This is a genomic window from Stenotrophomonas panacihumi, assembly GCF_001431645.1.
Taxonomy (GTDB): Bacteria; Pseudomonadota; Gammaproteobacteria; order Xanthomonadales; family Xanthomonadaceae; genus Stenotrophomonas_A; species Stenotrophomonas_A panacihumi.
In genome coordinates this window covers 1-24,220 of record NZ_LLXU01000078.1, presented here as the reverse complement: position 1 = coordinate 24,220, position 24,220 = coordinate 1, and the positions used below count along the sequence as shown (strand labels likewise).

The window sequence follows — 24,220 nt, the reverse complement described above, 5'->3', positions numbered from 1 at the left end:
CCGACATTCCACTATCCTATTCGTCGGCATCGTCAAATGTGTATAAGAGCCAGGCCCCCGAGTCCGCCGCCCCCGAGAAGCGCGATTTCATCCGCCAGATCGTCCGCGAGGACCTCGCCAGCGGCAAGCACGCCGCCATCCGCACGCGCTTCCCGCCCGAGCCCAACGGCTACCTGCACATCGGCCACGCCAAGGCGATCTGCCTGGACTTCGGCATCGCCGCCGAGTTCGGCGGGCTGTGCAACCTGCGCTTCGACGACACCAACCCGGCCAAGGAAGATCCCGAGTTCGTCCAGGCCATCCAGGACGACGTGCGCTGGCTGGGCTTCGAGTGGGCCTCGCTGCGCCATGCCTCGGACTACTTCGAGGTGTACTACCGCGCCGCGCAGAAGCTGATCCGCGAAGGCAAGGCGTTCGTGTGCGACCTGTCCGCCGAGCAGGTGCGCGAGTACCGCGGCACGCTCACCGAGCCGGGCCGCAATTCGCCCTACCGCGACCGCAGCGTGGAAGAGAACCTGGACCTGTTCGCGCGCATGCGCGCCGGCGAGTTCCCGGACGGCGCGCGCACGCTGCGCGCCAAGATCGACATGGCCAGCGGCAACATCAACCTGCGCGATCCGGCGCTGTACCGCATCAAGCACGTCGAGCACCAGAACACCGGCGCCGAGTGGCCGATCTACCCGATGTACGACTTCGCGCATTCGCTGGGCGACGCGGTGGAAGGCATCACCCATTCGCTGTGCACGCTGGAATTCGAAGACCACCGCCCGCTGTACGACTGGTGCGTGGACAACGTGGACCTGGCTGGCGATGCATCGCTGCTCGAATCGATGGTCGCCAAGGGTTATCCGCGCGAAGCGGCCAAGCCGCGCCAGATCGAGTTCTCGCGCCTGAACATCAACTACACCGTGATGAGCAAGCGCAAGCTCACCCAGCTCGTCGCCGAGCACCTGGTGGACGGCTGGGACGATCCGCGCATGTACACGCTGCAGGGCCTGCGCCGCCGCGGCTACACGCCGGCCGCGCTGCGCCTGCTGGTGGACCGCGTGGGCATTTCCAAGCAGAACTCGGTGATCGACTTCTCCGTGCTGGAAGGCTGCCTGCGCGAGGATCTCGATGCGCGCGCGCCGCGCCGCATGGCGGTGATCGATCCGCTCAAGTTCGTGCTCACCAACCTGGACGAAGGCCACGAGGAAACGCTGGAATTCTCCAACCATCCGAAGGACGAATCCTTCGGCACGCGCCAGGTGCCGTTCTCGCGCGAGGTGTGGATCGAGCGCGAGGATTTCGCCGAAGTCCCGCCGAAGGGCTGGAAGCGCCTGGTGCAGGGCGGCGAAGTGCGCCTGCGCGGCGCGGGCATCGCGCGCGTGGACGAGGTGGTGAAGAACGAGGCCGGCGAGATCGTCGAGCTGCGTGGCTGGCTGGATCCGGAATCACGCCCGGGCATGGAAGGCGCCAACCGCAAGATCAAGGGCACCATCCACTGGGTCAGCGCGCGCCACGCGGTGCCGGCGGAGATCCGCCTGTATGACCGCCTGTTCTCGGTCGAGAACCCGGACGACGAGTCCGAGGGCAAGACCTACCGCGACCACCTGAACCCGGACTCCAAGCGCAGCGTGCGCGGCTACCTGGAGCCGTCCGCGGCGCAGGCGGCGCCGGAGCAGTCGTTCCAGTTCGAGCGCATGGGTTACTTCGTCGCCGACCGCCGCGACCACACGGCCGCCGCGCCGGTGTTCAACCGCAGCGTGACCCTGCGCGATACCTGGGGCGCGTAAAGCGCCAGGGTGCGGTCCGGGCGCCTGCTTGCAGGCGTTCCGGACGGCCTCGCGGACGCTTCCGCGGCGGGCGCGGTAGCCGCGCGATGCACCTGCGCGAAGCGATCATGCTGGCCGCACCAGTCGGCTGCCGCCGGTGACAGCCATACAAGCATTTCGAACATCCGCGCGTGGTGCTTGCGCAGGTCCCAGCCGAGGACCGGCTCATGGTGGGCAATCCGGTTGCGCAGCAGGCGTACCTGCGTGAGCGGGCCGGAGAAGCTCTTGCGCTTCAGTCCGCGCGGCGCGTCCGAGTGGGCGATCCGATGCAGCGCCTGCTGCCAGAGCGCTTCGTAGTCCTTATGGAACATCGTGGTCCAGAAGCTGAAGGTCAGCCCCGATACCACGCCGCCTGCGGTTACTTCCTTGCCCTGCTTGCGCAGTGCGTCGATCGCGCCCTGTACCTGCTCCGCCTGGTAGGAACCGATCACGATGCCGGCCGCCGGCTCGAACCAATCCGGCCCGCAATGTTCCACCAGCACCGAATGGATGCGGTTGCGCAACACTACTTCCAGCGTTTGCAGCGGGGTGTACAGCGATTCCGAGACGCGGGTGTTCAACGCATACAGATCCAGCGCGGCCGCCCGGTCCTGCCCGGCCCATGCGAGATAGCGGGCAAAACGCTCGCGGGAGAACGCCTGTTCCAGTGCTTCGTGTTCCATCCTTGATCCATGCTCCTTTGATGTTGCCCCCCCCGTCTCCCGGGTATAGAGTCGCTCCCGTAAACCCCGGTACCGTCTCTGCCACTGGCACGCGGCCGGGGTAATTTTTTGCCTCTTGCCTGGCGCCCGATCGATTGCGCGAAAGCCGGCCCAGCGTGGAGACCTTCACAGGTCGCGTCCAGCGCGATTCGTCATCTGTTTTCGACGAAATCCAACATGACGCGCGCACGCGGCCTAAGATGCGCAGGACTTCCCCGCGCCGTCTCCGCATGACGCTTTCCACCACCCTCAGCCTGCGCAGCTACGCCCCCGAGGCGTACACGCACGCGCACGACCACGTACAGGTGGTGCTGCCGCTCCTCGGCGGCATGCCGATGGACGTCGGCGGTCGCGGTGGCGAGGTCGGCATGCACCGTGGCGCTTTCATCGCACCGGGCACCGCGCATACGCAAGGCGCGAGCATCCCGAACTGCTTCCTGATCCTCGACTGCACGCTGGAAGACATCGGCGAGGCCGGCTGCGAGCGGCTCGCCCGGCAGCCGTTCGTCGGCATATCCACGCCCACCCGGCAGCTGCTGGACTACATCGCCCTGCGCCGCCAGGGCAGCACGCTGCCGACGGTCCTGGGCGCGCACTGCCTGCCGCTGTTGTTGCGGGAACTCGCGCCCGACGCGCCCGAGCGCGGGCGCCTGCGCCGCCTGCTGCAGCGGATCGAGGCGTCCTCCGGCGCGGCGTGGCCGGTCGAGCGCATGGCCGCCGAACTGCACGTCAGCCCCAGCCGCCTGCACGCCCTGTTCAAGCGCGAACTCGATACCAGCCCGCAGGCGTGGCTGGCCGAGCTGCGCCTGCACCGCGTGATGGAGGCCCTGGCCCAGACCGACACCCCCCTGGCCACGCTGGCCGTCGAAGGCGGCTGGTCCGACCAGACCACGCTGACCCGCGCCATGCGCCGCGCCACCGGCCAGACACCGGCTGCGTTCCGTCGCGCCCGGCGGGCGATGCAGTAGCCCGGGCCAAGAAATCCGCGTGCGACGGCGGCATGCTGCGCCGATGCACGACACCCCGCCCGCTCGCCCCGCCCACCCGCTCGCCGCCGGCATCACCAGTGGCGTGATCGCCGGCGCGCTGTGGGGACTGGTCTTCCTCGCGCCGCAGCTGCTGCGCGACTTCACCCCGCTGCAGATGTCGATCTCGCGCTACCTCGCCTACGGCTTGATCGCGTTGCTGGTGCTGGCGCCGCGCTGGCGTCGCGCCATCGCGCCCATGCACGCGGCCGACTGGTGGACGCTGGCGCGCCTGAGCATGCTGGGCAACCTGCTCTACTACGTGCTGCTCGGCGCGGCGGTGCAGTGGGCCGGTGGCGCGGCCGCCTCGCTGATCATCGGCCTGCTGCCGGTCTCGGTTACGCTGGTGGGCTCGCGCGCGGCGGGCGCGTTGCGACTGTCCGCGCTGGCGTGGCCGCTGGCGCTGTGCGTGCTCGGCGTGGGACTCGTGGGCGCGCAGGCGTTGGCCGGCGGCCATGACGACACCCACGACCTGCCCACGCGCCTGGCCGGGCTGGCCTGCGCGTTCGGCGCCCTGCTCTCCTGGACCGCATATTCGGTAGGCAATGCACGCTGGCTGTCGCGCCGCCCGGAGATTTCCAGCCAGGACGGCTCCCTGCTCACCGGCGTGGTCACCGGCGCGCTGGCCCTGCTGGGTGCCGCGCCGGCCTTCATCGGCGGCGTGGCGCACGCGCCGGCGGACTGGATGCGCTTCTGGGGCATCGCCGTGGTCATCGCGCTGTTCGCCTCGGTGATCGGCAACGCGCTGTGGAACCGCAGCAGCCGCCTGCTGCCGCTCACGCTGGTCGGGCAGATGATCGTGTTCGAGACGGTGTTCGCGCTGCTCTATGGCTTCCTGTGGGAACAGCGCTGGCCCAGCGTGCTCGAAGCGCTGGCCATCGCCTGCCTGCTGGCCGGGGTATACGGCTGCACGGCCGCCCATATCGACCGGCGGGCGAAACCGGCGTAACGGGCGCTTCCCGGCGTCCGGCTTAAGATCGCCGGCATCCCGGCCTTCCGGATATCGCCATGCGCCTCGCCTTCTGCCTTGCCATCGCCACGCTGATGGCCGCCTGCAGTGCTTCGCCGGCCCAGCCCGCGCCCCAACCCGCCAAGCCGCCGCAGGCCCACGCCGCACCAGCCCCCACGCTGGACCTGCGCTGCCGCACCGACGCCGACTGCACGGTGAAGAACGTCGGCAACTGCTGCGGCGCCGCGCCAGCCTGCGTGAACGTGGACAGCCCCACCGACCCGGCCGCGGTGATGGCGCAATGCCAGGCCAGTGGCCGCATGAGCGTATGCGGCTCCCCGCAGATCACCGGCTGCCAGTGCGTCGAAGGCCAGTGCAGCGCGAAACAGGCCAGTGCCGATACACTGCGCCGCCCCATGGAATCCACGGAACCGGTCCGCTGATGCTGTACGCGCAAGTCCACCTCACCCTGCCCGCCTGGGTCCACGAACACGTCGACCTGGCCGAGCGCTATCCCGGCGATGCGATGAAGGTGGCCCTGGCCATCGAACTGTCGCGGCTCAACGTCGAAGCACGCAGCGGCGGCCCGTTCGGCGCGGCGGTGTTCGGGCCGGACGACCGCGTCATCGCGGTGGGCGTGAACCGCGTGGTGCCGCACAACACCTCGCTGGCGCATGCCGAGAACATGGCCTACATGCTGGCGCAGCAGCGCCTGCAGACCCCGCGCCTGAACGACGTGCTCAAGCCGATCACCCTGGCCACCTCCTCGCAGCCGTGCTGCCAGTGCTACGGCGCCACCATCTGGGCCGGCATCGACCGCCTGCTGATCGGCGCGCGCGCCGAAGACGTGATGGAACTGACCGAATTCGACGAAGGCCCGCTGCCGGCGGACTGGATCGGCGAACTCAACCGCCGCGGCATCGAGGTCGTGCGCGACCTGAATCGCGACGACGCGCGCGCGGTGCTGCGTGCCTACGGGGAAACCGGTGGCGACCATTACTGAGGTGTCGCCATGAACGGCCTGCTCTGCTACTGCCGCCCCGGCTTCGAGCCGGAACTGGCCGGCGAACTGACCGAACGCGCCGCGCACGCCGGCCTGCACGGCTATGCGCGCACGCAACGCAACGAGGCCTACGTGCTGTTCGTGTGCGAAGACCCCGCCGCGTTGTCGGCGCGGCTGCCGTGGCGTTCGCTGATCTTCGCCCGCCAGAAGCTCGTGCTGCTGGCCGAACTGCGCGGCATCGACCCGCGCGACCGCATCACGCCGGTGCTGGCGGCGTTGTCCGAACTGCCGCCGGAACAGCGCGTGCGCTACGGCGACGTGTGGGTGGAACATCCCGATTCGGACACCGCCAAGCCGCTGGCCGGGTTGGCGCGCAGCTTCGGCAACGCGTTGCGCCCGGCGCTGCGCAAGGCCGGCCTGTTGACCGACAAACCGCAGCCGCGCCTGCCGCGCCTGCACCTGTGCTTCCTCGACGGCGACCACGTGCTGCTCGCCCAGGCCGACCCGGCCGACAGCGCGCCGTGGCCGCTGGGCATCCCGCGCCTGAAGCTGCTGTCCGACGCGCCCTCGCGTTCGGCACTGAAGCTGGAAGAAGCGCTGATGACCCTGCTCACCCCGGAAGAACGCGAACGCCTGCTGCGCCCCGGCATGCGCGCGGCCGACCTCGGCGCCGCCCCCGGCGGCTGGACCTGGGTGCTCACCCGCGAACACCTGCACGTCACCAGCGTGGACAACGGTCCGCTGCGCGAGCACGTGCTCGACACCGGCCTGGTGGAACACCTGCGCGCCGACGGTTTCCACTGGAAACCGGAGAAGCCGCTGGACTGGATGGTCTGCGACATGGTCGAACAGCCGCGCCGCGTGGCCGAGCGCATGGGCGAGTGGATCGCCCAGGGCTGGTGCAAGCATGCGATCTTCAACCTCAAGCTGCCGATGAAGAAACGCTGGGACGAAACCCGGCTGTGCCTGGACCTGTTCCAGGAACGCGCCGGCCGCCCCCTGTTGATCCGGGCCAAGCAGCTGTATCACGATCGGGAAGAGATCACCGTATTCGCCACCCCGGCCTGAGCCGGGATCCGCCAAGGGAATTCCATGCGCTTGCTCCGTCCGCTCTCGCTCTGCCTGCTGCTCCCCTTCGCCGCGCCCGCGCTGGCCGAGAAGGCGCCCGCCACCTACCAGGCGTGGGACTACGTCGGCGATGGCGTGTTCACCTCCGACATCGAAGGCCCGGCGGTCGGCCCGGACGGCACGCTGTACGTCGTCAACTACGGCCGCAACGGCACCATCGGCCGGGTGCTGCCGGAAGCCGGCAAGGGCAACGCCAAGCTGTTCGTGGTGCTGCCGGCCGGCAGCGTCGGCAACGGCATCCGCTTCGCCGCCGACAAGACCATGCGCGTGGCCGACAAGGCCGGCAAGCAGCTGCTCAAGGTCGACCCGGTGAGCGGCGCGATCACCGTGCTGGCCCAGTTGCCGCAGTCCACCGGCCCGAACGACCTGACCCTCGGCCCGGACGGCAGCGTCTACCTCAGCGACCCGGACTGGGAGAACACCACCAACGGCCGCCTGTGGCGCGTGGCGCCGGATGGCCAGGTGCAGTTGCTGGAAGACCACATGGGCACGACCAACGGCATCGAGGTCAGCCCGGACGGCAAGCGCCTGTACCTCAACGAGAGCATCCAGCGCGCGGTGTGGGTCTACGACCTGGTCGACGGCAAGCCGCAGAACAAGCGCCTGCTGCACCGCTTCGAGGATTTCGGCCTGGACGGCATGCGCTGCGACCCGGCCGGCAACCTCTACATCGCCCGCTACGACGGCGGGCAGGTCGCCATCCTCTCGCCGGCCGGCGAGGTGCTGCGCACGGTGCCGTTGAAGGGCCGCAAGCCGAGCAACATCACCTTCGACGGCGCCCAAGTCTTCGTGACCTTGCAGGACCGCGGCGCCATCGAGACGTTCTACGTCGATCCGTCCCCGGCGCCCGCCGCGGCCGCGCCGGCCCACTGAACCGCTCAGCCGCCGGCGTGCCCGGCGGGGATGGCGGTCACGCCGGGTCTCATCTGGCGCAACGGCCGTGGTCCATGCTGGCGTCCTAGCACGGGGGTGTGCCATGCAGACGATCCAACTCAATGACGCGGCCGGGTTCGGCGAGGAATTCCTCCGCCTGACCCTGTTGCAGGGCTTCCAGTCGCTGACCAAGCGTGACCTGGAGCTGCTGATCTTCGTGCTGTTGGAGCGCGACGGGGCGATTTCGCGCGCCGATTCCAACGCGGCGGTGGCGCTGAGGCTGCGGGTGACCACGGCCAAGGTGAAATCGCTGCGGCGCGATGGCTATGCCCGCTGGCGTGCGCTCGTCCCGGAGGAAGGCGAGGCGGCACTGCGGCGCATCGTCGCCACGGCCTTGTCGGAAGCGAACATCGACGCCGGCGCCAAGCACGTCAGCGAACGCAACCGCAAGGAAGGCTTCATCGCCGTGCGCATCGAACATCCGGACGACGCGCAGCAGTTCGAGCAGGCGATCCTGGAAGTGGGCGCGCTGCCGGTATACGAGCGCAACCGCGAAGTGGTGGCGGTGCGCTTCGATACGCTGCTGAAGATCGCCGAACGCTGGGGCTACCTGCAGGAAGACCCGGAAGCGGTGGTGAAGCAGCTGCGCCACATGGCGCCGGCCAGCGAGGAACTGGCCGACCTGCTGAAGAAGGATGTCGCCAAGCTGCGCTGGGAAGACGTGCGCCGCGCGCTCAACGGGCTCGGCGCCAAAGCCGTGGCCGATGGCGCCGGAAGTGGCTTGAAGGCGTTGCTGCGGGTGTTGTTCCCGTTCGTGTGAGCGCGGGTTACCCCGCGATCGTCACCTTCTTCCCGCCCGCCTTCGCCGAAGCGAAGATCGCATCCATCACCCGCATGTCGGCCAGGCCTTCCTCGCCCGGCGCGCGCAGCGGCGTGCCCTGCATGATCGCCAGCGCGTCCTCGTCCATCTGCAGCGCCTGCTGGTGCTGCACCCTGGCGTCGAGCACCTTGCCGTCGCTGGTGCGGCCCTTGATGCCGTCATAGCTCTGGAACGGCGCCAGCTCGTACCAGCCACGCTCGCAGTCCACGTGCAGCTGGTTCATGTTGATGCCGAAGCTGGTGGCGCAGTCGCCGACGATGCCGCCGGGGAATTCCAGCGTGAAGCGCGTGGTTTCGTCCACGCCGGTGAAGATCTGCGGCCGGCGGGTTTCATGCCGCGCACTCACCGCCACCGGTTCCAGGCCGGTGGCGTAGCGCGCGCCGTTGAGCGCGTACACGCCCATGTCGTACATCGCGCCGCCGCCACGCGCCGGGTCCAGCCGCCAGTTGCCCCGGGAGTCCTCGTCGAAGGCGCTGAAGCCGGCCTCGGCGCGCACGCGGCGGATCGCCCCGTACGGCTTCTCGTCCACCCAGGAGATGATGCGGCGCGTATTCGGCTCGTGGTGCATGCGGTAGCCGATCGCCAGCTTCACCTTGTTGCGGTTGCACGCATCGATCATGCGCTGCGCCTCGGCGGCGTTCATCGCCATCGGCTTCTCGCACCACACATGCTTGCCGGCCTCGGCCGCGGCGATGGTGTACTTGCCGTGCAGGCTGTTGGGCAGCACGACGTAGACCACGTCGATGTCCGGGTTGTCGGCGATCGAGGCGAAGTTGTCGTAGTCGTAGATGTTGCGATCAGGCAGCTGGTAGCGCGCCTGCCAGGCCTTCGCCTTGGCCGGCGTGCCGGTGACGATGCCGGCCAGGCGGCAATGCTTGGTCAGCTGCAGCGCCGGCGCCAGGCGCCCCTCGCTGTAGCCGCCCAAACCGACCAGCGCCACGCCGAGCGGCTTGCGCGGCGGCGTGGCGGCGAGCGCGCCCAGCGGCCATGCCGATGCCGCCATCGCGCCAAGCGCGCCCTTGAGTACCTGCCTGCGGGACCACGGGTTACTGCTCATCACGTCCTCCGGGGTGAGCACGGCCGGTGGCCGCGGGAAAAGTGGCAGATCAGCCTGGCCCGATGCCGGCGGCACGCCGCCACAACAGGTCCACCAGCGGCGGCAGCCGCCCGGCGGCGCCCAGCGCGAAACCGCGGGCCAGGGTCAGGTGCATCTCGTCGTTGGAGAACACCTGGTTGATCGCATCGAAACTGTAGGCCGCCACGGTGTTTTCGCTGCGCCGCGTGCGCGCCCAGCGGCGCAGGCGATGCGGGGCGGCGAAATCGGCGCGGCGCTGGCGCGCGTCCAGCACCATGGCCTGCAGCGCGGCGACATCGCGCAGGCCCAGGTTCACGCCCTGCCCGGCCAGCGGATGCACGACATGCGCGGCGTCGCCCAATGCCAGCACGCGGCCGGCGACGTACTGCCCCACCAGTTGGCGGCGCAGCGGGAAGGCCGCGCGCGGCGAGGCCAGGCGCACTTCGCCCAGGCGGCCGGCGAAGGCGTTGGCCAGCTCGCGTTCGAAGGTAGCCTCGTCCACTTCGAGCAGACGTGCGGCTTCGGCGTCGGGCAGCGTCCACACGATCGAACTGCGGCCTTCGGTGAACGGCAGGAACGCCAGCGGGCCGGTGGTCAGGAAGCGCTGCCAGGCGGTGTCCTGGTGCGGCTGGGTGGTGTGCACGAAGGCGACCAGCCCGCGCTGGCCGTAGTCCTGCCGCGTCACCGGCATGCCGGCGAGCGTGCGCAGGGTGGATTCCGCGCCATCCGCGGCGATCGCCAGCGCGGCATCCACGCGGGTGCCGTCATCCAGGCGCAGGCGCACGCCGCGCTCGTCCTGCTCCAGTGCCTCCAGGCGCGCCGGGCAATGCAGTTGCACGCCGGCGCCGGGCAAGGCGGCCCACAGGCGATCCACGAGCAGGTCGTTCTCCACGATCCAGCCCAATTGCTCGCGCCCGAAGGCATCCGCATCGAACGTCAGCTCGCCGCCACCGGCCGCGTCCCACACGCGCATGCGCCGGTACGGCTGGGCGCGCGCGGCGCGTATCTGCGGCCACACGCCGAGGCGGTCGAGCAGTGCGGCATTGTCCGCGGCGAACGCATAGACCCGCAGGTCCGGGCGCGCGGCCTGCCAATGCGGCGGCGCGCGGCCCTCGATCAGCGCGACCGACAAACCCGCCTCGGCCAGCGCCAACGCACACGCCACGCCGACGACACCGCCGCCGGTCACCGCGACATCCACGCCCCCCCGCCGGCTCACGACGCGCTCCGGCACAGCTGCGGCACGTCGCCACGGAAACCCATCGCGCCACCCACCAGCATCGACTGCAATGGCGTATGCCGCGCGGCGGCCAGCAGGCCCAGGCTGCGCAGCGGCCGCAGCAGCGGCGAGGATTGCGCGGTCAGGCGCGCCAGCCCGCCGGAGAAGCCGATGGTCTGTTCGCGGTCCGGGCGACGCCGCGCCACGTAGGCGGACAACAAGTCGCCCGCGCCGGGATCCTCGCGGCCGGCTTCGATCAGTTCGGCCAGCGTCAACGCATCGCGCAGGCCCAGGTTGAAACCCTGCGCACCGAGCGGATGCACCGTCTGCGCGGCGTTGCCCAGCAACACCACGCGCTCGGCGACCAGCTGCTGCGCCAGCACCTGCACGATCGGGTAGGCGCTGCGTTCGCCGCTGGAAAGCAGGCGCCCGGCGCGCCAGCCCGCGGCGTCCTGCAGGCGGGCCAGCCAGGCGGCTTCGTCCAGCGCGGCGACCGCGTCGGCCTCGGCGCGGGCCACGCCGTGGACCACGCCGTAATGGCGGTCGCCCCGTGGCAGCAGCGCGGTAGGGCCGCTGTCGCGCAGGCGTTCGTAGGCAGTGCCATCCGGCGCGCGTTGCGTGCGCAAGCGGGCGACGAACAGCGTCTGCAGGAAATCGTGTTCGTCGGTGCCGATGTGCAGCAGCTCGCGCACCGCGCTGCGGGTGCCATCGGCGCCCACCAGCAGGCGCGCGCGCAGTTCGATCTCGCCGTCCGCGGTGGCGATGCGCGCCGGGCGCAGGCCGTCCTGCACGGCGCCGGTGCCGATGAAGCGCGCCGGCCGATAGCGGGTCAACCGCGTCGCCTGGCCCAGGCGCTGTTCCAGCGCCTCGCCGAAATCGCGCGCGACCACCACCTGGCCGAAGCTGTCGCGGCCGTAGTCGGCGGCTTCGAGCAGCACGCGGCCGAAATCGCCCTGGCGGCTGACATGGATGCGGCGGATCGGGCCGCCCGGCTGGCGCAGCTGCGCCATCACGCCCAGCGCGGTCAGCGCGTTGACGGTGGCGGCGGCGAAACTCAGGTTGCGCTGGTCGAACACCGCCGGCAGCGTGCCGGGGGCGGTGGCCTCCACCAGGCCCACGTCCAGGCCGAGGCGGTCCAGGGCGATCGCCAGGCTGGCACCGACCAGGCCGCCGCCGACGATCACGACGTCATGTATCTGGCTCATGCCCCGCATGATAGTGCCCGCCCCGGTGCGCAGGCGACCCATGCCGGCGCGGGCGGGGAAGCCTTAGAATCGCCGGAGCCACCTTCGGCTCCCTCCGGAAACCCCATGAACGACCGCAGCCAGCGCGCTTTCATCCTGCTCCTGCTCGCGCTGTGGATGGCCGCCACGCGGGTCAACCATTTCGCCGCGGTGCCCGATGCCTCGTGGGCGGTGTTCTTCCTCGGCGGCTTCTACCTGCGCGCGTGGACGCGCTGGGCTTTCCCGCTGCTGATGGCGCTGGCGGTGGTGATCGACTGGCTGGTGATCTCCGCGCAGGGCCTGCAGTTCTGGCAGCACTACTGCGTCTCGCCGGGTTACATCGCGCTGGTGCCGGCCTACCTCACCCTGTGGACCGGTGGCGCATGGCTGCAGGGCCTGCCCCGGCAGAAGGCCTGGGTGATGCTCGGGCGCGGGGCGGTGGTGCTGGTGGTGTCGGTGGCGCTGTGCCACCTGATCGCCCAGGGCGCTTTCTATTGGTCCAGCCGCAGCGTGGTCGACCCGAGCCTGGCCGGCTGGCTGAAGAACTACCTCGATTGGTTCCCGCCCTACCTGCGCACCAGCGTGCTGTATGTCGGCGCCGCGGTGCTGGTGGATGCCGGCGTGCGCGCCGTCGCGCGCCGCGTCGGCCCGCGCGTGGCCGCGCACTGAAGGCGGCTGCGGCATGGGCCACCGGCTGTCGAAGATCTATACCCGCACCGGCGATGACGGCAGCACCGGCCTGGGCGACGGCAGCCGCACCGGCAAGGACGCGCCGCGCGTGGAAGCCTACGGCACGGTGGACGAGGCCAATTCGGCCATCGGCCTGTTGCTCGCCGCGCCGGGCCTGCCCGAAGACGTGGCGCAGCTGCTGACGGCGATCCAGCACCAGCTGTTCGACCTCGGCGGCGAGCTGTGCATCCCGGGCCACGCGGCCATCGCGGCCGAAGACGTCGCGTGGCTGGAAGAACGCCTGGACGCCTACAACGAGGCGCTGCCGCCATTGAAGGATTTCATCCTGCCGGCCGGCGGCGAGGCGGCCGCGCGCTGCCACCTGGCCCGCACCATCGTGCGCCGCGCCGAGCGCGCCACGGTGGCGCTGTCGCGGCAGGAAGCCGTGCGCGCGGAGGCCATCGGCTACCTCAACCGTCTCTCGGACCTGCTGTTCGTGCTGGCCCGCATGCTGGCGCGCGCCGCCGGCCATGGCGAGGTGATCTGGCAACACCAGCATCGCCGGCAGGCCTGATGCCGCCGCGTCGCACCGGCCGGACAGGCTAGAGTGGCCGGCATGCTGGTCTTCACCCATCCCGCCTGCCTGGGCCACGACCCCGGCCCCGACCATCCCGAATCGCCCGCCCGCCTGGACGTGGTGGTGTCGGCGCTGCGCGAGGCGTTCGACGACCTGGAATGGCGCGAGGCGCCCCCGGCCAAGCTCGGCGACCTGTGCCGCGTGCACGAGCGCGAGCTGATCGACTCGGTGCTCGAACAGCCGGTCGAAGGCCACCGCATGCTCGACGTCGACACGGTGATGTCGGCCGGCTCGGCGGCGGCGGCGCTGCGCGCGGCCGGCGCGGGGATCGCGGCGGTGGACGCGGTGATGGCCGGCCACGCCCAGACCGCCTTCTGCGCGGTCCGCCCGCCGGGCCACCACGCCACCGCGCAGACCGCGATGGGCTTCTGCCTCTTCAACAACATCGCCGTGGCCGCCGCGCATGCCCGCGACAAGCACGGGCTGGAACGCGTGGCGATCGTCGACTTCGACGTCCACCACGGCAACGGCACCCAGGCGATCTTCGAGCGCGACCCGGCCGTGCAGTACCTGAGTACCCACGAGTCGGGCATCTACCCGCACTCGGGCAGCGTGTACGAACGCGGCGTCGGCAACATCCACAACGCCCTGCTGCCGCCGGGCAGTGGCGGCTTCCGTTTCCGCAACACCTGGGCCGACCAGATGCTGCCGCTGCTCGAGGCCTTCCGCCCGCAGCTGGTGCTGGTCTCGGCCGGTTTCGACGCCCACATGCGCGACCCGCAGGCCGACCTGATGCTCGAAGCGGAGGATTTCGGCTGGCTCACCGCCGAGCTGCGCAAGCTCGCCGTGCGCCATGCCCAGGGCCGCATCGTGTCGATGCTGGAGGGCGGCTACGACCTGCAGGCACTGCGCGAAAGCAGCGTGGCCCACGTCGCCGCGCTGCGTTGAACGGCCGCGCCAGCGGGGCCGGCCAGCCTGCCCGCCGATGAATCCGGCCGGCGCCCCGGTCCCGGCCTTCATTGCCCCCATGCAGCCTATGGGGCAAGCTAGCGGCCGTTTTCCACGTCGATTCCCCCCGCGTGCGCCGAGCTCTTCGCCTGCTTCCCCTGCCCCTGAGCATCGCCATCTGCCTGCCGGCGATGGCCGACGAAAAGCCGTTGAACTGGGACCTGTGCCCGGCCGTGGAGCCCCTTCCGGGCTTCGATGAGGCCCCGCCGGCCGACAAGGCCGCCGCCGCCAACCGCCAGCAACTGCCCACCGATGTCGAGGGCGACCAGCTTTCCGGCACCGCCACCCTCCCGCAGTACCAGGGCAACGTGACCCTCAAGCGCGGTGACCAGTTCCTGCACGCGGACACGCTGCGGATGGACACCGACACGGGCAATTACGTGGCCGAGGGCGACGTGCGCTACCAGGACTCCTCCTTCCGCATGGTCGCCGACCGCGCCGAGGGCAACCAGGAAACCGACACCCACAAGGTCAGCAACATCCGCTACCAGCTGGTGGACCGCCGCGGCAACGGCGGCGCGCAGTCGGTGGACCTGCAGGGCTCGGTCGGGCAGATGCACCACTCCACCTATACGACCTGCGACCCCTCGCAGCCGATCTGGAAGGTGCGCGCCCCGGAGATCGACGTCGACAACGAGGAAGGCTTCGGCACCGCGCGCAACGCCGTGCTGCAGATCGGCCGGGTGCCGGTGCTGTACATGCCGTGGTTCAAGTTCCCGATCGACGACCGCCGCCAGACCGGCCTGCTGTACCCGCAGCTGGCGATCTCCGGCCGCAACGGCTTCGATTACACCCAGCCGATCTACCTCAACCTGGCGCCGAACTACGACGACACCTTGTACCCGCGCTACATGAGCAAGCGCGGCTTCATGCTCGACAACGAGTTCCGCTACCTCTACGACGGTGGCCGCGGCGAACTGCGCACGGCCTACCTGCCCAACGACAAGCTGCGCGACAAGGATCGCGGCCGCGTCGAATACACGGGCTACCACAACATCGACGCCCACTGGCAGGCCCGCGCCAACCTGGCCTGGGTGAGCGACGAGCGCTACACCGAGGATTTCTCCAGCCGCCTCAACGGCGTGAGCGTGTCCAACCTGCAGAGCGTGGCCGGCGTCTACGGCACCGGCGAGTTCTGGACCGCCGGCGTGATGGCCGACTACTGGCAGCTCACCGACTACACGCTCACCGAAAGCTCGCTGCCCTACAACCGCCAGCCGCGGGTGTACTTCAACTGGGACCGGCCGTTCGGCCTGTTCGACGTGGGCATCTACACCGAGGCCGTGCGCTTCGTCCACGACGACATCCACCCGAAGTTCATCAACGCGGACGGCGAGTACGAACGCACCGGCGAGGTGATCGACCAGGCCGGCGGTTCGCGCCTGGACCTCAAGCCCTACGTGTCGATGCCGCTGGCCGGCGCGGCCTGGTACGTCACCCCGACCCTGGCCTACCGCTACACCGCCTACCAGCTGGACCGCGAACTGGCCGAGCAGCTGCGCGCCACCGGCGGCGACGGCGACCGCACGCCGACCCGCGGCCTGCCGATCGCCAGCCTGGACGCGGGCCTGTTCTTCGACCGCGACGTCAACATCGGCGGCACGTCCTACCTCAACACCCTCGAGCCGCGGCTGTACTACCTGTACACCCCGTACCGGGACCAGGACGACCTGCCGCTGTTCGACACCCGCGCCTTCACCTTCAGCTGGGGCCAGCTGTTCCGCGACAGCCGCTACACCGGCGCCGACCGCCAGAACGACGCCAACCAGCTGACCGTGGCGGTCACCAGCCGCCTGCTGCGCCAGTCCGACGGCCGCGAGAAGCTCTCGGTGAGCCTGGGCCAGATCCTGTACTTCGAGGATTCGCGCGTCACGCTCAACAGCAGCGAGCCGCCGGTCGAGCAGGGCAAGTCGGCCTGGGTGACCGACGTCAACTACATGATCAACGACCGCTGGACGCTCGGCGCGACCTACCAGTGGAACCCGAACTACCGCCAGGAAGACCTGGCCAGCTTCCGCACGCGCTACCTGCTGTCCAACGACGGCATCATCAACCTGTCCTACCGGTACCGCCGCAACACCACCGACAACACCGACCAGCTCAAGCAGGCCGACTTCTCCTTCCTGTACCCGATCAACCCCACCTGGAGCGTGGTCGGCCGATACTACTACTCGCTGCTGGACCGCAAGCCGCTGGAAATCATCGGCGGCGTGCAGTGGGACAGCTGCTGCCTGGCCGTGCGGGCGCTGGCCCGCCGCTACGTGCGCAACCGCGAGGGCGAGATGAACAACTCCTTCCAGCTGGAGTTTGTCCTCAAGGGCCTCGGCTCGGCAGGACAGGACACAGAGCGCACTTTGCGCCGTGCTATTCTCGGTTATTACCGCGACGACCTGTATCTGGTCCCGCCCAGCAACACCACGACCAATCCGGACGATTACGATCCGAACCAGATTCCATGACCAGACTCATTCCTGCTTTCCTCGCTTCGCTGCTGGTCGTGGCCAGTGCCCTTCCGCCTTCCGCCGCCGCCCAGGACGCCCCCCAGCCGCTGGACCGCATCGCGGCCATCGTCGATGAGGACGTGATCCTGCAGAGCGAGCTGGACCGCGCCGTGATCAACGTGCGCAGCCAGTACGCCGGCCGCGAGAACCAGCTGCCGCCGGCCGACGTCCTGCAGCGCCAGGTGCTCGAACGCCTGGTGCTGGTCAAGCTGCAGGTGTCGCGCGCCGAAGGCAGCGGCATCAAGGTCAGCGACGACGAACTGAACCGCGCCATCGCCAGCATCGCCCAGCAGAACGGCACCAGCGTGGACGGCCTGCGCCAGAAGCTGGCCGCCGACGGCCTGTCCTACGGGGACTTCCGCCGCTCGGTGCGCGAGGAAATCACCGTCCAGCGCCTGCGCCAGAGCTTCGCGCAGAGCCGCATCTCGGTGAGCGAGGGCGAAGTGGACGCCGCCATGGCCCAGCAGGCCGGCAACGGTACCCAGTACCACCTGGCCCACATCCTGGTCGGCGTGCCGGAAGGCGCGACCGCCGCGCAGATCGCCACTGGCCAGCAGAAGATCGACGGCGTGAAGAGCCTGATCGACAAGGGCGAGCTGGACTTCTCCGCCGCCGCGGTGCGCTACTCCGACAGCCCCAACGCGCTGGAAGGCGGCGACCTGGGCTGGCGCGCGGCCGATGAAATCCCCAACGCGTTCGCCCAGCTGATCAAGGACATGCAGCCCGGCCAGGTGGTCGGCCCGCTGCGCGGCCCCAGCGGCTTCCAGCTGCTGAAGCTGGTCGAAGTGCGCACCGGCAGCGGCAACGCCTCCTCGCAGATGGCGACCGAGTACCACGCCCGCCACATCCTGGTGCGCGTCAACGAGAGCCAGAGCGACGCGGCCGCCAAGGCCAAGATCGACACCCTGCGCGCCCGCATCGAAGGCGGCGCCGACTTCCAGGCCGTGGCCAAGGAGTCCTCCGAGGACGCCAACAGCCGTGGCCAGGGCGGCGACCTGGGCTGGTTCCCGGCCGACGCCTTCGGCCCGGACTTCGGCCGCCAGGTGACCACGCTCAATGACGGCGGCCTGTCGCAGCCGTTCCGCACCGAAGCCGGCTGGCACGTCGTGCAGCTGGTGGGCCGTCGCGAGACGGACGTCGGCAACGAGAACCAGCGCGCCCAGGTCCGCGAGACCATCGGCCGCCGCAAGCTGGAAGACGAGTACAACCGCTTCCTGCAGGAAATGCGTGGCGAAGCCTACGTGAGCTTCCGTACCGGCGACCGCGCCGACGACAGCGCCACCGCCCAGCCGGCCCCGGGCACCGCGCCCACGCCGCCGACCCCGGCGCCGGGCAACTGAGTCATGCACCTTCCCGCCCTCGCGCTGGTACCGGGCGAGCCGGCGGGGATCGGGCCGGAACTGTGCGTCCGGCTCGTCCAGCAGCCACGCACTGATTGCCGGCTGCTCGCCTTCTGCGACCCCGACACCCTCGCCCAGGCCGCCACCGCGCTGGGCCTGCCGTTCCGCGCACTGCCGCCTGACGCCGTCGCCGAACGCCCCGGCGATCTCGCCGTGCAGCCGGTACCGCTCGCGCACCCGGCCCATCCCGGCCAGACCGACCCCGCCAACGCCGCCGCCGTGATCGCCGCCCTCCACCAAGGCGCGGCCGCCTGCCTGGACGGGCGACTGGACGGCATCGTCACCGGTCCGGTGCACAAGGCGGTCATCAACGAAGGCGGCATCGCCTACAGCGGCACCACCGAGCTGCTCGCGCAGCAGGCCGGCACCGACGTGGTGATGATGCTGGCCAACGACATCGTGCGCGTGGCGCTGGTCACCACCCACCTGCCGCTGCGCGCGGTGGCCGACGCGATCACCGCCCCGGCCCTGACCCGCTGCCTGGAGATCACCGCAGCCGCCCTGCGCCGCGACTTCGGCCTGGCCGCGCCGCGCATCGCCGTGCTGGGCTTGAACCCGCACGCCGGCGAGGATGGCCACCTCGGCCGCGAGGAGCTGGACGTGATGATCCCGGCCCTGGACGCGCTGCGCGCGCGCGGCATGGACCTGGTCGGGCCGCTGCCGGCCGATACCGCGTTCCTGCCGCAGAAGCTGCGCGGCTTCGACGCGGTGGTGGCGATGTACCACGACCAGGGCCTGCCGGTGCTCAAGTACAGCGGGTTCGAGCAGGCGGTGAACATCACCCTGGGCCTGCCCTACCCCCGCGTGGCCGTGGACCATGGCACCGCGCTGGACCTGGCCGGCCGCGGCATCGCCGACCCGTCCAGCCTGCAGGCCGCCACCGCGCTGTGCGCACGGCTGGCCGCCGCCCGCGGACCGACACGCGCCGCGTAAGGCCGCCGCGGCGGAATTCCGTCGCAAGTCACGCCGTAACCTCTAGAATTTCCTCATGACCCGTCCGCTTCCCCCCCCGCCGGCGACCGGCTTCAGCGCCCCGGCGAAGAAATCGCTGGGCCAGCACTTCCTGGCCGACCGCCACTACATCGACCGCATCGTCCAGGCCGTGGATCCCAAGCCGGGCCAGCGGCTGGTGGAGATCGGCCCCGGCCAGGGCGCGATCACCCTGCCGCTGCTGCGCCGCCATGGCGAGCTTACCGTGATCGAGTTCGACCGCGACCTGATCGCCCCGCTCACCGACGCCGCCGCGCCGATCGGCCCACTGACCATCATCCACCGCGACGTGCTGTCGGTGGACTTCACCGAACTGGCCGCCGGCACGCCGATCCGCCTGGTCGGCAACCTGCCCTACAACATCTCCTCGCCGATCCTGTTCCATGCGCTGGACCATGCCGGCGCGATCGCCGACATGCATTTCATGCTGCAGAAGGAAGTGGTCGACCGCATGGCCGCCGCGCCGGGCAGCAAGGTCTACGGCCGCCTGAGCGTGATGCTGCAGGCCTGGTGCGAGGTCACCTCGTTGTTCGTGGTGCCGCCGGGCGCGTTCCGCCCGCCGCCGAAGGTGGATTCGGCCGTGGCCCGGCTGGTGCCGCGGCCGGCCGCCGACGTGGGCATCGACGACCGCAAGCGCTTCGCCGACGTGGTGCGCGCGGCCTTCGGGCAGCGCCGCAAGACGCTGCGCAACGCCTTGAACGGCGTCTGCGACGCGCGCCACTTCGAGGCCGCCGGCGTGCGCGCCGAGGCCCGTGCCGAGCAGCTGGAAGTGGCCGATTTCATCCGGCTGGCGAACGTGGTGGTGGATTGACGTGACGCAGATCCGCTTTGAATACACTGGCTCCATGTCCGCCGCCCCGCGCTACCAGATCCAGGTCGAGGTCAGGCCGCGATTCGTCGATGACCCCAGCGCCGCCGAGCGCGGGCGTTATGCATTCGCCTACGACATCCGCATCCTCAATACCGGCGACATCGGGGCGCGCCTGCTGGCGCGCCATTGGGAAATCGACCATGGCAATGGCCGCATCGAACACGTGGATGGCGAAGGGGTGGTCGGCGAGCAGCCGTGGCTGCGGCCCGGCAAGGATTTCCGCTACACCTCGGCGGTGCTGATCGATACCGAGGACGGCCAGATGCAGGGCCATTACGACCTGGTGGCCGACGACGGCACCGCCTTCACCGCGCCGATCGCCGCCTTCGTGCTGGCGACGCCCCGGACGCTGCACTGAGGGCCCGGGCATGAGCGTATGGGCGATCGGCGACCTGCAAGGCTGTTACGACGTGACCCAGCGGTTGCTGGAGAAGATCCGCTTCGACCCGGCGGTGGACCGGCTGTGGTTCTGCGGCGACCTGGTGAACCGCGGTGGGCAGTCGCTGGAGACGCTGCGGCTGGTGCATTCGCTGCGCGAGCGCAGCGTGGTGGTGCTGGGCAACCATGACCTGTCGCTGCTGGCGGTGGGTGCGCGTTCGGAAGAGGAGCAGCGCAAGGTCAATCCGGACCTGCTGCGGGTGGTGCAGGCGGAAGATCGCGATGTGCTGCTGGACTGGCTGCGGATGCAGAAGCTGGTGCATGCCGATCGCGAGCTGGGCTGGATGATGGTGCATGCCGGCCTGGCGCCGAAGTGGACGACGCAGCTGGCCGAGAAGCATGCGCGCGAGGTGGAGCAGCAGTTGCAGGGCAATGCGTACCGCAAGCTGCTGCGCAACATGTATGGCGATCGGCCGAGCTGGTCGCCGGGGCTGAGCGGGCACGACCGCAGCCGGGCGATCATCAACCTGCTGACGCGCATGCGTTACTGCACGCCGCGCGGGCGCATCGCCAACGAAGACAAGGGAACGCCGGGGACGCAGGCGCAAGGGCTGTATCCGTGGTTCGAAGTGCCGGGCCGGGTGGAACGCGATCTGAAGATCGTGTGCGGGCACTGGTCCACGCTCGGGCTGACGATCACCCAGGGCGTGCATGCGATCGATACCGGCGCGGTGTGGGGCGGGAAGCTCACCGCGCTGCAGCTGGATGCCGAGGAGCTGCGCGTGGTGCAGGTGCCGGGGCGCGAGGTCGAAGGGCCGCCGCCGATTCCGCGTGCGCCGCGACCGCCGCGCGAGGGGCAACGGCAGCATCCGCATCGACGCGGTGGGCGGCCGCCTGGGCAAGGTGGGCAGAAGCCGCAGGCTGGGGGTTCTTCCGAGTCTGGGGCTGAGCAGGAGTGAATCTCGCTGGGGCGTTTCTCGGGAACGCTCCCTCGCTGCAACGTTTGCCGCGCGGCGACCAGGGCGCAGGCCTGATCGGGACACGCCGTGAATCCATCCATGGAGGCTCGTAGGCGACATCCATGTCGCCTACGGTCCCGATCAGGCCCGCGCCCCGGTCACCCGATGGGTCAATGTGGCTGATCGAACGGCAAAAGCGCGTGTGCTGGCGATCAGGCGCCCTTGCGCTGGTATTCGACGAAGTCGAAAGCGAAGGCGTGGCGGTCGTCCGCCGGATGCGTCGTGCGCTGGACTTCATGCCACTGGGTTCTGTCCCATTCGGGGAACCAGGCGTCCGCGCCTTCAATGGCGGTGTCCACTTCGGTGAGCTGCAGGATGTCGGCCAGCGGCAGCCATTCGCGGTAGATCTCGCCGCCCCCGATGATGCACAGCTCACCCGCTTCGAGTTCGGCGGTGGCCGCGAGTGCTTGTTCAATGGTGGCGACCGGGCGCATGCCGTCGAAAGGGGCGCTGCCCTTTCGCGTCATCACCAGGTTCGCGCGGCCCGGGAGCGCGCGGCCCAGCGACTCGGCGGTGCGGCGGCCCATCAGCACCGGCTTGCCGAGGGTGACGGCCTTGAAGTGCTTCAGGTCATCCGGCAGGTGCCACGCGAGGGCGTTGTCGCGGCCGATGGCGTGGCGGCGGTCGAGCGCGGCCACCAGGCTGATGCGGGGTCCGGCGGTCGCCATCAGACGGCCACCGGCGCCTTGATCGCCGGATGCGGGTCGTAGTCTTCGATGGCGATGTCCTCGTAGCGGAAGCCAAACAGGTCGGTGACTTCCGGGTTGAGGCGCAGCCTGGGCAGCGCGCGCGGGCTGCGGGTGAGCTGTTCGCGCGCCTGTTCGTAATGGTTCGAGTACAGGTGCGCGTCGCCCAGGGTGTGGACGAAATCACCCACGCCCAGGCCGGTGGCCTGCGCCACCATGTGGGTCAGCAAGGCGTAGCTGGCGATGTTGAACGGCACGCCGAGGAAGATGTCGCCGCTGCGCTGGTAGAGCTGGCAGCTGAGCTTGCCGTCCACCACATAGAACTGGAACAGGCTGTGGCACGGCATCAGCGCCATCTGCGGCAGTTCGGCGACGTTCCAGGCGCTGATCACCAGCCGGCGCGAGTCCGGGTTGCGCTTGATCTCGTCCACCAGCCACTGCATCTGGTCGATGTGGCCACCCTTGCCGTCCGGCCAGCGGCGCCACTGCTTGCCGTAGACCGGGCCGAGTTCGCCGTTCTCATCGGCCCATTCGTCCCAGATGCTGACCTTGTTGTCCTTCAGGTAGGCGACATTCGTGTCGCCCTGCAGGAACCACAGCAGCTCATGGACGATCGAGCGCAGGTGCAGCTTCTTCGTGGTGACCAGCGGGAAGCCTTCGTTGAGGTCGAAGCGCATCTGCCAGCCGAAGACGCTGCGCGTACCGGTCCCGGTGCGGTCGGATTTCTCCGCGCCGTTCTCCAGCACGTGCCGCAACAGGTCCAGGTACTGCTTCATGCGGTCTTCTCCGTGGCGACCACCGGGGCTGGCTGCAGGACCGGCGCGCGCCGCGACAGCCACAGCAGCCACAGGCCCAGCGCGATCAGCGGCAGGCTGAGGATCTGGCCGCGGGTCAGCCAGCCGAAGGCGACGTAGATGCCGTTGTCGGGCATGCGCACGAATTCGATCAGGAAGCGGAAGACGCCGTACATCAGCGCGAACAGGCCCGAGACCGCATAACGCGCACGCGGCTTGGCCGAATACAGCCACAGCACGGCGAACATCACCACGCCCTCCAGGAACCCTTCGTACAGCTGCGAGGGATGACGCGCGAGCGCGTTGAGCGCGCCACTGGCGTACTGCGCCTGCACCTGGTCCCACGGCAGGTTCTGCAGCGCCTGCTCGGCACGCGGGAAGATCACGCCCCAGTCGCTGCCGGTGTACTTGCCCCACAACTCACCGCCGATGTAGTTGCCCAGCCGGCCGAAACCCAGGCCCAGCGGCACCAGCGGGGCGACGAAGTCCATCACGTCGAAGAAGTGCAGCTTCTGACGCCGCACCCACCACAGGCAACCGGCCAGCACGCCGAGCAGGCCGCCATGGAAGCTCATGCCGCCTTCCCACACCTTGAACAGGATCAGCGGGTTGGCCAGGAAGGCATCGAAGGCATAGAACAGCATGTAGCCGACACGACCGCCGATCACCACGCCGAGCATCGCGTAGAACAGCAGGTCCGAAAAGCCGTTCATGTCCACGCCCGGCAGGCGGCCGGCGCGGATGCGCAGGCGGCCCAGGCCCCAGGCGGAGAAGAAGGCCAGCAGGTACATCAACCCATACCAGTGCACCTGCACCGGGCCGAGGGAAAAGGCGATGGGGTCGATGTGGTGGAGATAGATCACGGCGCGGCCCGGTTGGAACGAGCCGCTATTCTGCCACGCGGGTCTAGCCGAGGACCTGCGGACGGTTCGGCAGTTCGTCCGCGTTGGGCTGGCCTGGCACGGCGGGATAATGCTCGGCGATCAGCATGGCGACCGCATCCAGCGCGCCGATGACCGCGCGCTCCGGGTCGCGCGCCTGCAGCAGGGCCTGCATGCGCCGGCACACTTCCTGCCACTGCGCCGCGGATACCTTCCCGTGCAGGCCGCGGTCGGCGACGATCTCGATGGCGTGGTCGGCCAGCAGCAGGTACACCAGCACGCCGTTGTTGGCATGGGTATCCCAGGTGCGCAGCTGGGCGAACGCCGTCTCCGCGCGCTGGCGCGCGGTCACGCCGTTCCACAGGGCGCCCAGGCCCAGGTCGGCCTCCACCGCGAACATCACCTGCCCGGCATGGCGTGTTTCGCCCTGCGCGATGGCCTGGGTGATGGCGTCCAGCGAGGCCGGCGGGAACAGCCGGCGGGCCGAGGGCGCGAACAGATGACGGAGCCAGCGCATCACCAGCTCCCCGAGGCGCCACCGCCTCCGGAAGAACCG

The 24,220-nt window shown here is 69.8% G+C and carries 25 protein-coding genes; 17 read left to right on the top strand and 8 right to left on the bottom strand.

Translation table 11 applies throughout. From position 1 onward, the window contains the following. Positions 1-38: 38 nt before the first annotated feature. Positions 39-1,775 (top strand): glutamine--tRNA ligase/YqeY domain fusion protein, encoded by a 1,737-nt coding sequence (locus ARC20_RS09965; protein WP_081418135.1) that lies wholly within the window; start codon positions 39-41, stop codon positions 1,773-1,775. Here ARC20_RS09965 and ARC20_RS09960 read toward each other — a convergent pair. Continuing rightward, complete coding sequence (locus ARC20_RS09960; protein ID WP_108143348.1) at positions 1,688-2,476, bottom strand: Abi family protein; 789 nt, start codon at positions 2,474-2,476, stop codon at positions 1,688-1,690. The genes ARC20_RS09965 and ARC20_RS09960 overlap by 88 nt on opposite strands. Before the next feature lie 269 nt (positions 2,477-2,745). Here ARC20_RS09960 and ARC20_RS09955 point away from each other — a divergent pair, with 269 nt between their 5' ends. The 7 genes from ARC20_RS09955 to ARC20_RS09925 all read left to right on the top strand — a co-directional run bounded on the left by ARC20_RS09955 (position 2,746) and on the right by ARC20_RS09925 (position 8,313). Continuing rightward, positions 2,746-3,483: a helix-turn-helix transcriptional regulator gene (locus tag ARC20_RS09955; protein WP_057646632.1), complete on the top strand. Its 738-nt coding sequence runs from the start codon at positions 2,746-2,748 to the stop codon at positions 3,481-3,483. Positions 3,484-3,526: 43 nt separating this feature from the next. Next, complete coding sequence (locus ARC20_RS09950; RefSeq protein ID WP_057646630.1) at positions 3,527-4,489, top strand: DMT family transporter; 963 nt, start codon at positions 3,527-3,529, stop codon at positions 4,487-4,489. 59 nt (positions 4,490-4,548) lie between these two features. Then, positions 4,549-4,932: a hypothetical protein gene (locus ARC20_RS09945; protein WP_057646629.1), complete on the top strand. Its 384-nt coding sequence runs from the start codon at positions 4,549-4,551 to the stop codon at positions 4,930-4,932. Continuing rightward, positions 4,932-5,492, top strand: coding sequence for a nucleoside deaminase (locus tag ARC20_RS09940; protein WP_057646627.1), 561 nt, complete (start codon positions 4,932-4,934; stop codon positions 5,490-5,492). The genes ARC20_RS09945 and ARC20_RS09940 overlap by 1 nt, the downstream gene beginning before the upstream one ends. Before the next feature lie 9 nt (positions 5,493-5,501). After that, on the top strand, positions 5,502-6,560 hold the full coding sequence (gene rlmM, locus ARC20_RS09935) for a 23S rRNA (cytidine(2498)-2'-O)-methyltransferase RlmM (protein WP_057646626.1): 1,059 nt from the start codon (positions 5,502-5,504) through the stop codon (positions 6,558-6,560). A gap of 24 nt (positions 6,561-6,584) precedes the next feature. Beyond that, positions 6,585-7,493 carry an SMP-30/gluconolactonase/LRE family protein gene (locus tag ARC20_RS09930; RefSeq protein ID WP_057646624.1) on the top strand — a complete coding sequence of 303 codons (909 nt, stop codon included), beginning with the start codon at positions 6,585-6,587 and terminating at the stop codon, positions 7,491-7,493. A gap of 103 nt (positions 7,494-7,596) precedes the next feature. Then, on the top strand, positions 7,597-8,313 hold the full coding sequence (locus ARC20_RS09925; protein ID WP_057646623.1) for a hypothetical protein: 717 nt from the start codon (positions 7,597-7,599) through the stop codon (positions 8,311-8,313). Positions 8,314-8,320: 7 nt separating this feature from the next. On the opposite strand, the gene ARC20_RS09920 is transcribed toward ARC20_RS09925, so the two are convergent. The 3 genes from ARC20_RS09920 to ubiH are packed head-to-tail and all read right to left on the bottom strand — an operon-like array spanning position 8,321 to position 11,872. Further along, a complete protein-coding gene (locus ARC20_RS09920) occupies positions 8,321-9,430 on the bottom strand; it encodes a Gfo/Idh/MocA family protein (RefSeq protein ID WP_057646622.1) in 1,110 nt (369 codons plus the stop codon). Between the two features lie 49 nt (positions 9,431-9,479). Beyond that, positions 9,480-10,667, bottom strand: coding sequence for a UbiH/UbiF family hydroxylase (locus ARC20_RS09915; protein WP_057646640.1), 1,188 nt, complete (start codon positions 10,665-10,667; stop codon positions 9,480-9,482). Continuing rightward, positions 10,664-11,872 carry a 2-octaprenyl-6-methoxyphenyl hydroxylase gene (gene ubiH / locus ARC20_RS09910; RefSeq protein ID WP_057646621.1) on the bottom strand — a complete coding sequence of 403 codons (1,209 nt, stop codon included), beginning with the start codon at positions 11,870-11,872 and terminating at the stop codon, positions 10,664-10,666. Before ubiH ends, ARC20_RS09915 begins: the two co-directional genes overlap by 4 nt. Positions 11,873-11,977: 105 nt before the next feature. Here ubiH and ARC20_RS09905 point away from each other — a divergent pair, with 105 nt between their 5' ends. From ARC20_RS09905 to ARC20_RS09865, 9 genes are all read left to right on the top strand, one after another. After that, entirely contained in the window at positions 11,978-12,559 is a 582-nt protein-coding gene (locus tag ARC20_RS09905; protein WP_057646620.1) for a hypothetical protein, read from the top strand. Positions 12,560-12,572: 13 nt separating this feature from the next. Continuing rightward, positions 12,573-13,133, top strand: a complete 561-nt coding sequence (locus ARC20_RS09900) for a cob(I)yrinic acid a,c-diamide adenosyltransferase (RefSeq protein ID WP_057646638.1) — start codon at positions 12,573-12,575, stop codon at positions 13,131-13,133. 42 nt (positions 13,134-13,175) lie between these two features. Next, positions 13,176-14,084: a histone deacetylase family protein gene (locus tag ARC20_RS09895; RefSeq protein WP_057646636.1), complete on the top strand. Its 909-nt coding sequence runs from the start codon at positions 13,176-13,178 to the stop codon at positions 14,082-14,084. A gap of 131 nt (positions 14,085-14,215) precedes the next feature. Then, a complete protein-coding gene (lptD, locus tag ARC20_RS09890; protein ID WP_081418133.1) occupies positions 14,216-16,603 on the top strand; it encodes an LPS-assembly protein LptD in 2,388 nt (795 codons plus the stop codon). Beyond that, a complete protein-coding gene (locus ARC20_RS09885) occupies positions 16,600-17,985 on the top strand; it encodes a peptidylprolyl isomerase (protein ID WP_057646618.1) in 1,386 nt (461 codons plus the stop codon). The genes lptD and ARC20_RS09885 overlap by 4 nt, the downstream gene beginning before the upstream one ends. 3 nt (positions 17,986-17,988) lie before the next feature. Next, the gene (pdxA, locus tag ARC20_RS09880) at positions 17,989-18,978 is read left to right on the top strand and encodes a 4-hydroxythreonine-4-phosphate dehydrogenase PdxA (protein ID WP_057646617.1); all 990 of its coding nucleotides are present in this window, start codon (positions 17,989-17,991) and stop codon (positions 18,976-18,978) included. 55 nt (positions 18,979-19,033) lie between these two features. Then, positions 19,034-19,846: a 16S rRNA (adenine(1518)-N(6)/adenine(1519)-N(6))-dimethyltransferase RsmA gene (gene rsmA / locus ARC20_RS09875; RefSeq protein ID WP_057646616.1), complete on the top strand. Its 813-nt coding sequence runs from the start codon at positions 19,034-19,036 to the stop codon at positions 19,844-19,846. Between the two features lie 34 nt (positions 19,847-19,880). Next, positions 19,881-20,264 (top strand): Co2+/Mg2+ efflux protein ApaG, encoded by a 384-nt coding sequence (gene apaG / locus ARC20_RS09870; protein WP_057646634.1) that lies wholly within the window; start codon positions 19,881-19,883, stop codon positions 20,262-20,264. Positions 20,265-20,274: 10 nt separating this feature from the next. Next, the gene (locus ARC20_RS09865) at positions 20,275-21,243 is read left to right on the top strand and encodes a symmetrical bis(5'-nucleosyl)-tetraphosphatase (protein ID WP_057646615.1); all 969 of its coding nucleotides are present in this window, start codon (positions 20,275-20,277) and stop codon (positions 21,241-21,243) included. Positions 21,244-21,455: 212 nt separating this feature from the next. Here ARC20_RS09865 and ARC20_RS09860 read toward each other — a convergent pair whose 3' ends face one another. Genes ARC20_RS09860 through ARC20_RS09845 form a run of 4 tightly spaced genes read right to left on the bottom strand, consistent with a single transcriptional unit; the run spans position 21,456 to position 24,181 of the window. Then, a complete protein-coding gene (locus ARC20_RS09860; protein WP_057646614.1) occupies positions 21,456-21,971 on the bottom strand; it encodes a dihydrofolate reductase in 516 nt (171 codons plus the stop codon). Continuing rightward, positions 21,971-22,765, bottom strand: coding sequence for a thymidylate synthase (locus tag ARC20_RS09855; RefSeq protein WP_057646613.1), 795 nt, complete (start codon positions 22,763-22,765; stop codon positions 21,971-21,973). The genes ARC20_RS09860 and ARC20_RS09855 overlap by 1 nt, the downstream gene beginning before the upstream one ends. Beyond that, positions 22,762-23,646: a prolipoprotein diacylglyceryl transferase gene (gene lgt, locus ARC20_RS09850; protein WP_057646612.1), complete on the bottom strand. Its 885-nt coding sequence runs from the start codon at positions 23,644-23,646 to the stop codon at positions 22,762-22,764. Before lgt ends, ARC20_RS09855 begins: the two co-directional genes overlap by 4 nt. A gap of 43 nt (positions 23,647-23,689) precedes the next feature. Beyond that, positions 23,690-24,181, bottom strand: coding sequence for a TPM domain-containing protein (locus ARC20_RS09845; RefSeq protein ID WP_057646611.1), 492 nt, complete (start codon positions 24,179-24,181; stop codon positions 23,690-23,692). Between the last annotated feature and the right edge of the window lie 39 nt (positions 24,182-24,220).

Bases quoted from the DNA above. Each gene is read 5' to 3' on its own strand.
- ARC20_RS09860 (WP_057646614.1), bottom strand. From the start codon at position 21,971: ATGGCGACCGCCGGACCCCGCATCAGCCTGGTGGCCGCGCTCGACCGC.
- ARC20_RS09905 (WP_057646620.1), top strand. From the start codon at position 11,978: ATGAACGACCGCAGCCAGCGCGCTTTCATCCTGCTCCTGCTCGCGCTG.
- pdxA (WP_057646617.1), top strand. From the start codon at position 17,989: ATGCACCTTCCCGCCCTCGCGCTGGTACCGGGCGAGCCGGCGGGGATC.
- ARC20_RS09855 (WP_057646613.1), bottom strand. From the start codon at position 22,765: ATGAAGCAGTACCTGGACCTGTTGCGGCACGTGCTGGAGAACGGCGCG.
- ARC20_RS09960 (WP_108143348.1), bottom strand. From the start codon at position 2,476: ATGGAACACGAAGCACTGGAACAGGCGTTCTCCCGCGAGCGTTTTGCC.
- ARC20_RS09940 (WP_057646627.1), top strand. From the start codon at position 4,932: ATGCTGTACGCGCAAGTCCACCTCACCCTGCCCGCCTGGGTCCACGAA.
- rlmM (WP_057646626.1), top strand. From the start codon at position 5,502: ATGAACGGCCTGCTCTGCTACTGCCGCCCCGGCTTCGAGCCGGAACTG.
- ARC20_RS09900 (WP_057646638.1), top strand. From the start codon at position 12,573: ATGGGCCACCGGCTGTCGAAGATCTATACCCGCACCGGCGATGACGGC.
- ARC20_RS09845 (WP_057646611.1), bottom strand. From the start codon at position 24,181: ATGCGCTGGCTCCGTCATCTGTTCGCGCCCTCGGCCCGCCGGCTGTTC.
- ARC20_RS09930 (WP_057646624.1), top strand. From the start codon at position 6,585: ATGCGCTTGCTCCGTCCGCTCTCGCTCTGCCTGCTGCTCCCCTTCGCC.
- rsmA (WP_057646616.1), top strand. From the start codon at position 19,034: ATGACCCGTCCGCTTCCCCCCCCGCCGGCGACCGGCTTCAGCGCCCCG.
- ARC20_RS09950 (WP_057646630.1), top strand. From the start codon at position 3,527: ATGCACGACACCCCGCCCGCTCGCCCCGCCCACCCGCTCGCCGCCGGC.
- ARC20_RS09865 (WP_057646615.1), top strand. From the start codon at position 20,275: ATGAGCGTATGGGCGATCGGCGACCTGCAAGGCTGTTACGACGTGACC.
- apaG (WP_057646634.1), top strand. From the start codon at position 19,881: ATGTCCGCCGCCCCGCGCTACCAGATCCAGGTCGAGGTCAGGCCGCGA.
- ARC20_RS09925 (WP_057646623.1), top strand. From the start codon at position 7,597: ATGCAGACGATCCAACTCAATGACGCGGCCGGGTTCGGCGAGGAATTC.
- ARC20_RS09955 (WP_057646632.1), top strand. From the start codon at position 2,746: ATGACGCTTTCCACCACCCTCAGCCTGCGCAGCTACGCCCCCGAGGCG.
- ARC20_RS09885 (WP_057646618.1), top strand. From the start codon at position 16,600: ATGACCAGACTCATTCCTGCTTTCCTCGCTTCGCTGCTGGTCGTGGCC.
- ARC20_RS09895 (WP_057646636.1), top strand. From the start codon at position 13,176: ATGCTGGTCTTCACCCATCCCGCCTGCCTGGGCCACGACCCCGGCCCC.
- ubiH (WP_057646621.1), bottom strand. From the start codon at position 11,872: ATGAGCCAGATACATGACGTCGTGATCGTCGGCGGCGGCCTGGTCGGT.
- ARC20_RS09945 (WP_057646629.1), top strand. From the start codon at position 4,549: ATGCGCCTCGCCTTCTGCCTTGCCATCGCCACGCTGATGGCCGCCTGC.
- ARC20_RS09920 (WP_057646622.1), bottom strand. From the start codon at position 9,430: ATGAGCAGTAACCCGTGGTCCCGCAGGCAGGTACTCAAGGGCGCGCTT.